The sequence below is a fragment of the Pseudoxanthomonas sp. LjRoot204_2 genome (assembly GCF_056175765.1).
Genome location: NZ_JBGFFG010000167.1, coordinates 1 through 7175 on the forward strand (window position 1 = coordinate 1; position 7175 = coordinate 7175).

A 7175-nucleotide genomic window follows, 5' to 3' on the forward strand; every position below is an offset into this window, starting at 1 on the left:
GCGCAAGTCGGTCGCGCGTCGTGATTGTGTCGATGGGCTCTGGCAGCGCCAGCGCTTGGCCGTTTCCGTAGTAGTTGATCAGGAACGCCGCGACGCGCAGCGCGCCGGCTTCGTGTTCCGCGCTCAGTTCGCAGGACAACAGTGCGTGATGCTCGCCGCCTGCACTGATCGTGCGCAGCGGGTCGTCTGCCGCGGCGCCCACGTTGTCGCCGCGCATGGTGACCATGCTGGTTGCCACCAGGCGCTGCTGCGTCCCGCTGCTGGTGATGGTCGACAGCGGTTCGTCTGCGGCCTTGCCGTCGCCGTCGTAGAAGCCGCCATTGGCCTGTTCCAGGTGCGCCGTCATCACGCCCATGGCGTGCGCCGCACCGGCGGGCCGTGCGGCGCCTGCGCCGCTGGTGATGGTCGGCAGCGGGGCGTCGACGGGCGCGCCCTCGCTGTCGTGGCGGAACTTCACCAGGGCGGCCGAAGCCAGTGCCTGGCCGCCGCCGCTGGCCACGATGGTGCCAATGGGCTGCTGCGGGTCATTGGCGCCGTAACTCCACCGCCCTGCCCCGGGCTTGCCTTCACCGTGACCGGCCTGCACCAGCACCGGCGCCGCGACGGCGTGCGAACCACCCTTGGGCCAAGCTGTGATCGTGCGCAGGGGCGCGTCGGCGGAAGCCACACCATCGGCCGATGCATTGGCACACTCCACAAGCGTGGGTGACACCGCCATCAGTTCGCCGCGGTTCGCGGCCGTGATCGTCGGCACGGGTTCGCTGGCGCCGTGCGGGCGGCGCTCGCCGCCATGCGTGGCATGCACGATGAACGGCTCGGCGGCGTCCAGCACGTAGCGCTTCACGCCACGGGCAATGCGCTTCATGGTGGCGTCGGCCAGCGGCCTGGCACGGGTGAAGATCGATGGGCACGGAATCGACCAGTCGATGCAGTCCGCTGCGGTCACGTACGGCTGTGCCCTGCCCGGCCCGTGCGTCGGCGCCGGCCACTGGATCGGCTCGCCGTCGCAACGGAACACGGCGAAGAGGCGTTCGCGGCTGGTACCGGCGCCGTAGTCGCACGCCTTCAGTTTCCGCCACTCGGCGACGTACCCCAGCGCCCGCATCACGCCGATGAACTGGCGCCAGGTCTGGCCCTCGCGGCGCTTGTCGGGGATCAGGAACTGCTGCTGCAGCGGTACGCGCTCGCCCTTCGCGGCCACGGTGCCGTCCAGTTTCACCACGCGCCCGGTGGCCTTGTCGCGCTTGGCCACCAGCGGCCCCCACTTCAGCATCTGCATGACGTTTTCCATGCTGATGATCCGCGGCGGTTTGCCTGCGCGCTTCAGGCTGCCGGCCCACTTCGGGATCACCCAGGCCAGCGAACGCGTGGCGCGGTCGCGCGGCTGCCCGCCCTTGGCCTGGCTGAAGTGCGTGCAGTCTGGGCTGGCGTGCAGCCAGCCCACCGGCCGGCCGGCGGCTTCCCTCACCGGGTCCGCCTGCCACACGTCTTCGCACAGGTGCTTCGTGTACGGGTGGTTGGCGGCGTGCATGCCGATCGCCCACGGGTTGTGGTTGATCGCCACGTCGACGGCGCGTGCCAGTGCGGTTTCCAGCGCCTTGCTGGCACCGCCGCCGCCCGCGAACAGATCCACCACGATTTCGCCGGCACGCAGGCGCGACACGGCGGTGATGTCGGGCAGGTGAAAACCCAGCTGCGTGCGTGCGCCGCCGTCAGCCATGGGTGGCCTCCGTTGCGGCGGCCGCGTCAAGCAGCATGCGCATCACGTGGGGCGTCACCAGTGCCGGACAGCCGGCCGGCGCGCGGCGCAAGGCGTGTTCGCCGGCTTCGATGGCATCAGCCAGGGTGGTGATGGGTTTCGGTGTTGCGCTCAAATGGGGCATGTGATTTCACCTGTCTGGATCATGTGGCTTGCCACGCGCGCTTCGGCGCGGCTGAAGTGGTAATCGCGCATCAGCCGCAGTTCCAGGCGACTGGGTACGGTGTCGTCGGGTACGGCCTGCAGGCGCATCCGCTCGCATGCCTGCTGGCGCAACTCGCGCGCGCAGTTCTCGCCAACGTGCAGGCGGCGCTGGATCACCGACAGCGGCAGACGCGACGGGTTGTCGCTCAACTGCAGCACGTCCCACGCGCTGGGAACGGCGAGGATCATGCGGGAGCCCCCCTGCCCGGCCTGGGCTTGTCGGGCAGCGCACCCAAGCGCTTCAGCAGGGCCGTGTGCTGGTCTCGCGTCAGTTCGGTGGTACTGCGCGCGCCCACGCCTTCCAGGTGCATGCGGTAGGTTTCGACGTCCAGACCCTTGCGGCCATGCGCGTATCGCCGCAGTGCGATCGTGCGCGCCTTCGTCATGGTGAACTTGCTGTCCAGGAACACGCCGCAGCACGACGGCGTGTCGGTCTTCTGGCCACAGGCCGGGCACTCGCGGACGGGCTTCATGCGGCCGCCTCCGGCATCACCAGTCCCACCTTGTCGATGGCTGTTATGGCGCGCGCCAGGTCTTCCTTCAGGTCAGCGAGGTTGGAGCGGCTGTAGTTGCCTTTCTGCAGGGCGTGCAGCCCGTCGACTGCGCGGTACCACTCTTCGCCGTGGCTGTAGTCCAGCAGATCAATGCCGGTACGTTCCTTCAGCGCCGTGATGTGCTTCATGGCCTCTTCGGCGAGCTGGTGCCGGTAGCTCAATTCCTCGCGGTGCTGCTGCTTTCGGTCTTCCTGGAAGCGCTCCGCGTACGCCTTCGTTTCACGGTCCACCAGAGTGCGGATGACGGCGTTGTCAGGCGTGGCGCCGCGACGGATAAGCGAGGCGAAAAATCCCAGTGTGACCGGTACCGGCTCGCGCTTCGGTGCCTGTACCTTGATGCGCAGGGTGCCGCCGGACTGAAGTTCAAGCATTCCCCACCCTGGCGGCAACTCGTCTGGCTGCGCCACGCCGGGTGCGCATGCCAGCCACCAGYGATGGCAGTACTGCGCGACGGGGTCTGACTTTTCCGGCTGCTTCAGTTCGTTCAGCCAGTCGGTGCGCGACACCTTGATTTCGAAACCTTCGATACCGTGGCCATGGCTTGCCCACAATCCAACTGCAACGGCGTCGGCATACCGCGTGCCGCCGCCTGTGCGCGGCGCGACTTCGAACATCAGTGCATGGCTGTCGGCGGGGTACCGCAGGACCAGCGCCGCTCGCACGTCGGCGGATGTCGCCTTCGCCGGCTTCGCGTCTGCCTTCATGCGTCGCACCCCTTCCCCACTTCGCCCGGCTTGCCCTCGGCGGTGAACTTCTGCCAGGGCACCCAGCCGCGTTCCGGGCAGTGGAAGCCCCAGTCCCGGCTCCGCGGACCGAACAAAAATAGCGTCCAGCACGGCTCGGCGGTGCCGGTCTTCGTGTCGGTGTGCAGTTCGATGCGGTGCGTGTGCCGTGTGCGCATGAAACGCAGGCTGCCGGGGCCATACTCGCGGCGGTGGTGTATGCCGCCATCGGCGATGGTGTGTTCGATGTACCCGCGCCGCAGGATGAAGCTGATGGCCCACGACGGGTGGTCATGCAGGGCGCGGTCGTCGTCGTCCCTCAGGAACTTGTGCAGGTACAGATTGGGCAGGCGCTTGACGATGGTGTGCGCCGCTCGCGTACACCATGACCGCTTCGCCATGTCCGCGCCGGCAAACCAGCCACGCCATGGCGTTACGTACCAACGCAGCAGGTAGGCGCCATCGGGGTTGTCCTGACCAACCACCAGGTTAGGGGGTCGCTGGCCGGCGATGGCGAACACCAGCCACTGGAACAGGGCTTCGGCGATGCGCTCACGCATTGGCGCCACCGTCTTTTGATTGCCTGGCGGCCGAAGCGCTAGCAGCGGCGTCGATGGCCTCGCGAAGGGTGTGATTTGGCGCCGAAGAAACACCCCAGAAAATGCAAGGCTTCGCCTCGCCATCAACCATGATGTTGGCGCCGCGCGGGTTGGTCGCCAGCCAGTTCAAACGCCTTGTGTCGTCCTCTCCCGCCTGCTGTACCGCTTCAAGGGCGGTGATCCTGGATTCAAGGCGCGTCCGCATAACGTCGATAGCCTCGCCGGGATCGTCGCAGTCGGTAATGCCGGCACGCGAAAGCGCGCCGCACACGGATTGCGCAATGATCAGAAGGCCGTTATAGCTGGGGTAGCGGTCGTCTGGCCCGCCGATGCGGACAGCCCGTTCAATGCTGGCAAGTTGGTGGCCGAAGGCACGGGCAACGTAGCGGTCGGCCCTCRGATCAGACAGCATCTTCAGGGCCATGTGGCGGGTGTCGGTGGCAAACTCACCCATGGCGCGACCTCCACAGAATCGGCGGCGCCTTCATGGGCGGGTTACGCCGCCGGTCATCGCTGGCGGGGCGAAAGTCACCCAGGTGCACCGTGGCTTCGCTGACCTGCTGCAAGGCGTCCAGCGAAATGGCGTTGATGCATTCCAGGTGTTCCTGCGCGGCCTGTTCGGCGAGGCGCGCCCACCGCAGCAGTTCGGTGCGGCGGGTGTCGCGCTGTTCCTCGGCGGCGCGCTCGCGCATGGCCTTGGCCATCTGCACCAGCGCCTGGCCGTTCACGTCGGCGCGTTCGGCCAGGCCGTCGACTGACAGCGGCGACATTAGCTGCCGGCGGCGGCGCCACGTGGCGTGGGCCAGCACGCCCAGGGCGATGCCGGACACCAGCGTGGCGACCAGCACCAGCAGCACGGGAATCAATGGGTTATTCATGGGTGCATAACTCCCCTGCCCGGGTGTACGGGCAGCAAGGTGCGCTGGGCGTCGCCCAGCGAATACAGGGCCACCCGGCAGGGCTTGCCTTGGCGGTTCGTCACGGTGATGTCCGTGCTGCGGATGTCGTGGCCCTGCTCGCGCAGGTCGAACACCCGGGCGCTCGCCCGGGCGATGCCCAGGCGGTTCAGCGCGTCCATCGCCGTCATCGGGCCTTCCTTTAGCGCGGCCAGCAGCGCGTTGTTCTGGTCGGCGCTCATKGGTTACAGCCTCACCGGCATCAGCACGTGGGCGACCTGGTCGCGCTCGGTGCCACCGGGTTGGAACAGCATGGCCGCACCCTTGACGCCAGGCCGCAGGTGGACGGTTTCCGTGGTGATGCCCTGCAGCAGCGACAGCATCAGCCGCAAGTCGAACCCTTCGCGGAAGCTGCCGCGCGTCGACTTGACCAGGTCCGTCAGGTCTTCGTGGCTTTCGCCGCTGGTGTTGGTCATCAGGAAGCGGCCTTCCTGCAGTTCCAACGCCACGTTCGCCATCACCACCTGCTTGTCGCCGACCCGCAGCGCAAAGGGCATGAAGCGCCGCAGTGCGGCGACCAGCCCGGCCCGGTCGATGACCACTTCCGGGTGCTTGTCGTTGGGCAGCGGCAGCAGCGGTTCCGGATCGGGCAGGCGCCCGACGTGCTGCAGCCGCACCACCACCGTCAGGTGCCCGTTGTCGATGCGCAGGCTGCCCGCCTGATTGTCCTGCACGTTGGCGATGTGCAGCGTTGCGCCGGTGGCCAGCACGTCCAGCACGCGCTTCAGCTGGTTGTCCGGAATGGAAATGGTGGGGCCGTCGTACGGGAAAGCGACGCGGCCCAGCAGCTTTCCATCCGTGGCCCACACGCGGCCGCGCTCGATGTGCGCCGCCTTTGCCATCGGGCGGACATCGCCATCGTCGGGCGCGTACTCCACCTGGCGCAACGCGGCGGCCAGCGCGACCGGGTCGATGTCGACGGGCTGGAACACGACGTCTTCCTGTGCCGGAAACTCCGTCACGTCATCGCGGTACGGCACTTTGTAGTGGCTGCGCCCGCGGCTGACCTTGCCCTGGTGATCCAGGCGAACTTCGCCGCCTGCACTGGCCGCTGCGTACAGCATGGGCGATGACAGCAGGGCTTCGCCCGCTTCATCCACGCGCGCCGGGATACGGTCGCGCATGTAGGTGTTCAGGTCGGTGGACTCGATGGTGATGCCGTCGCGATCGGTGCGGATCAGCACATGGGACAGCACGTCCAGTGTGGTTTTGCCGGTCACGGCCACGCCTTGCTTTAGGATGGTGGACAGATCGGCGGCTTGTACGGTGGCGCGCATCATGCGTTCTCCAAGGTCTTGGCAGCGTGACGCTGCGCGTGTTGTTCTTTGTGGTAAGCGGCGAGGATCTTTTGAGCCCACGAAATGGGCCGAATGATGGCGGGGCGCTGCGGTTCGTTCCCCTCCGGCACTACGGTGTCGTTGAGGTCGGTGAAGACCTGAATCACGCCGTCACCTCCACCGGTTCCGTCGCATTCCTTGCAGTCACCCGTGTGGCCGCAGTGGTCGCACTCCACTTCGCCGTCGCCCTGGCATTTGTTGCAGGTCGGCTTGCCGTATCCGATAAGCCGCATGCGCCCGTTCGCAAAGACGCCGCCGATTGCGCCGATGTCTTCGTTGTCCAGTTCGCGCGCCGCAAACTCGTCTACGACGGTGCGCGGAACATGGTTTGCGCGGCTCCGCTCCACCAGTTCCATGGCGTCCGCCAGTTCCCATTCGCCCGCCTTTGCGCGGGCCAGTGCATCGCGCTGCAGCTGCGTCATGGTCATGGCCGCGCCCTCAAATGGGTGACGTTGGACAGCGGCAGCGGCGCCTGCAGCAGCGCGTGCGGAACGGGGTGGCCGTTGGCCCGGCACCACTCCACCAGTGCGGTGTCGAACTCGGCGTGTTTGCCGGTGGTGCTGCAGGCGCACTCGACCAGGTGGCCGCCGCCGGCTTCGGCACGGCGCACGTCGTGCATGTGGCGGGCGCGGTGGCCGTTGCGGCAGTTCGGCAGCGGTTCGGCGTGGCTGATCATCCGTTGCATGCGATGTCTCCCAGTGGCGCCAGTTCTCGCACCGCGTTGCGCTGCACCTCGGCCGCATGTGTGCCGTACACGTTGACGGTGGTGGACTTGTGGCGGTGCCTGGCCTGCGCACTGCCGACATCCAGCCCCAGCTTTTCCACGATGTCGCCGATTCGGCGGTGCCGAAAAAGATGCGGGTGCAGGCGCGGCAGGCCGGCGGCGGCGCCGCGGGCGCGCACCATGGTGTAGACGCTCTGGCGGGCAATGCGCACGCCGTTCTGGTTGACGAACATGGCCCGTTCGCCCGGCTTGGCCAGCTTGCCGCGCACCCGCAACCACGCGCGGATGGCTTCGACCGTCTGCGGTTCCAGTCCCACCAC

At 67.5% G+C, this 7175-nt stretch carries 13 protein-coding genes; all 13 read right to left on the reverse strand.

Annotation, left to right across the window (positions count from 1 at the left end; all coding sequences use genetic code 11):
- Nucleotides 1-1720 (reverse strand): DNA cytosine methyltransferase (locus AC04L7_RS09475; RefSeq protein WP_475512891.1); only part of this gene is annotated, 1720 nt, incomplete at its 3' end.
- Nucleotides 1713-1883: a hypothetical protein gene (locus AC04L7_RS09480; RefSeq protein ID WP_435998633.1), complete on the reverse strand. Its 171-nt coding sequence runs from the start codon at nucleotides 1881-1883 to the stop codon at nucleotides 1713-1715. The genes AC04L7_RS09475 and AC04L7_RS09480, both read right to left, overlap by 8 nt.
- Nucleotides 1871-2152, reverse strand: coding sequence for a hypothetical protein (locus tag AC04L7_RS09485; protein WP_435998631.1), 282 nt, complete (start codon nucleotides 2150-2152; stop codon nucleotides 1871-1873). Before AC04L7_RS09485 ends, AC04L7_RS09480 begins: the two co-directional genes overlap by 13 nt.
- Nucleotides 2149-2436 carry a hypothetical protein gene (locus tag AC04L7_RS09490; RefSeq protein WP_435998629.1) on the reverse strand — a complete coding sequence of 96 codons (288 nt, stop codon included), beginning with the start codon at nucleotides 2434-2436 and terminating at the stop codon, nucleotides 2149-2151. The genes AC04L7_RS09485 and AC04L7_RS09490 overlap by 4 nt, the downstream gene beginning before the upstream one ends.
- Nucleotides 2433-3221 (reverse strand): hypothetical protein, encoded by a 789-nt coding sequence (locus AC04L7_RS09495; RefSeq protein WP_475512892.1) that lies wholly within the window; start codon nucleotides 3219-3221, stop codon nucleotides 2433-2435. The genes AC04L7_RS09490 and AC04L7_RS09495 overlap by 4 nt, the downstream gene beginning before the upstream one ends.
- Nucleotides 3218-3799 (reverse strand): hypothetical protein, encoded by a 582-nt coding sequence (locus tag AC04L7_RS09500; RefSeq protein WP_435998625.1) that lies wholly within the window; start codon nucleotides 3797-3799, stop codon nucleotides 3218-3220. Before AC04L7_RS09500 ends, AC04L7_RS09495 begins: the two co-directional genes overlap by 4 nt.
- Nucleotides 3792-4292, reverse strand: a complete 501-nt coding sequence (locus AC04L7_RS09505; protein WP_475512893.1) for a hypothetical protein — start codon at nucleotides 4290-4292, stop codon at nucleotides 3792-3794. Before AC04L7_RS09505 ends, AC04L7_RS09500 begins: the two co-directional genes overlap by 8 nt.
- Entirely contained in the window at nucleotides 4285-4716 is a 432-nt protein-coding gene (locus AC04L7_RS09510) for a hypothetical protein (protein ID WP_435998621.1), read from the reverse strand. Before AC04L7_RS09510 ends, AC04L7_RS09505 begins: the two co-directional genes overlap by 8 nt.
- The gene (locus AC04L7_RS09515) at nucleotides 4713-4976 is read right to left on the reverse strand and encodes a helix-turn-helix domain-containing protein (protein WP_435998619.1); all 264 of its coding nucleotides are present in this window, start codon (nucleotides 4974-4976) and stop codon (nucleotides 4713-4715) included. The genes AC04L7_RS09510 and AC04L7_RS09515 overlap by 4 nt, the downstream gene beginning before the upstream one ends.
- A 3-nt stretch (nucleotides 4977-4979) precedes the next feature.
- Nucleotides 4980-6014, reverse strand: coding sequence for a hypothetical protein (locus AC04L7_RS09520; protein WP_475512894.1), 1035 nt, complete (start codon nucleotides 6012-6014; stop codon nucleotides 4980-4982).
- Nucleotides 6015-6070: 56 nt separating this feature from the next.
- Nucleotides 6071-6559, reverse strand: a complete 489-nt coding sequence (locus AC04L7_RS09525; protein ID WP_435998615.1) for a hypothetical protein — start codon at nucleotides 6557-6559, stop codon at nucleotides 6071-6073.
- On the reverse strand, nucleotides 6556-6816 hold the full coding sequence (locus AC04L7_RS09530) for a hypothetical protein (protein WP_435998613.1): 261 nt from the start codon (nucleotides 6814-6816) through the stop codon (nucleotides 6556-6558). Before AC04L7_RS09530 ends, AC04L7_RS09525 begins: the two co-directional genes overlap by 4 nt.
- Nucleotides 6804-7175: tyrosine-type recombinase/integrase (locus tag AC04L7_RS09535; protein WP_475512895.1), on the reverse strand; the 372-nt coding region annotated here is incomplete at its 5' end. The genes AC04L7_RS09530 and AC04L7_RS09535, both read right to left, overlap by 13 nt.

What these genes read in the sequence shown, in the direction of transcription:
- AC04L7_RS09530 (WP_435998613.1), bottom strand. Translation starts at nt 6,816, where the DNA reads ATGCAACGGATGATCAGCCACGCCGAACCGCTGCCGAACTGCCGCAAC.
- AC04L7_RS09510 (WP_435998621.1), bottom strand. Translation starts at nt 4,716, where the DNA reads ATGAATAACCCATTGATTCCCGTGCTGCTGGTGCTGGTCGCCACGCTG.
- AC04L7_RS09500 (WP_435998625.1), bottom strand. Translation starts at nt 3,799, where the DNA reads ATGCGTGAGCGCATCGCCGAAGCCCTGTTCCAGTGGCTGGTGTTCGCC.
- AC04L7_RS09480 (WP_435998633.1), bottom strand. Translation starts at nt 1,883, where the DNA reads ATGCCCCATTTGAGCGCAACACCGAAACCCATCACCACCCTGGCTGAT.
- AC04L7_RS09515 (WP_435998619.1), bottom strand. Translation starts at nt 4,976, where the DNA reads ATGAGCGCCGACCAGAACAACGCGCTGCTGGCCGCGCTAAAGGAAGGC.
- AC04L7_RS09525 (WP_435998615.1), bottom strand. Translation starts at nt 6,559, where the DNA reads ATGACCATGACGCAGCTGCAGCGCGATGCACTGGCCCGCGCAAAGGCG.
- AC04L7_RS09485 (WP_435998631.1), bottom strand. Translation starts at nt 2,152, where the DNA reads ATGATCCTCGCCGTTCCCAGCGCGTGGGACGTGCTGCAGTTGAGCGAC.
- AC04L7_RS09490 (WP_435998629.1), bottom strand. Translation starts at nt 2,436, where the DNA reads ATGAAGCCCGTCCGCGAGTGCCCGGCCTGTGGCCAGAAGACCGACACG.